Annotated in this window: 1 protein-coding gene; it reads left to right on the plus strand. The window is 49.1% G+C overall.

The window, feature by feature from the left end:
• Positions 1-11: 11 nt before the first annotated feature.
• Positions 12-538: hypothetical protein (locus AC3XQU_RS22835; protein ID WP_489876446.1), on the plus strand; the 527-nt coding region annotated here is incomplete at its 3' end.

The following is a 538-nucleotide window of genomic DNA, read 5'->3' on the forward strand; positions in this document are numbered from 1 at the left end:
GGAGAACTCACATGCGCGCAGACGAACAATCAGAAGTGACCAGTAACCTCATTGCAGCTGAAAGTGCAGTTGCTGCCCTGCCGATGACTCTGGTAGATCCAACAGGGCAAACGTACCTTGCACCCTATGATCCTAAGGTTCTTGCGTTCATTGATGAGGATATGGAGATACGTAACCCGTATTTCTCACCCTGTGGACGGTTTCTCGTTGACCCGGTTAAGGCATATGGTTTTGTTGAAACCCATACTGGTGGTGGCTGCATGGCGCTGGACCTTCCACACGGTGACGGAACATTGCGGCTTGTCCAAGATGGTATTTTTATCGGCGATCCGCATGACTGGAAGAGCTGCACAATTTTCTTCCTGTCATCCTCAGGTGAAGATGTTGCTTATTGTGATCTCGCTAATGTGCCCATGTATGAAAGTGGGGATGAAAATGTGCAGCTTTTGCCGCATAACTCTTTGGGATCAACTGCACCCTCAGCAGCATCGCTCGAATGCTTGAAACAGCGATACAGATCCTTCGCAATAGAAAAGCG

It is taken from the genome of Telluria sp. AZSoR62 (assembly GCF_058111565.1).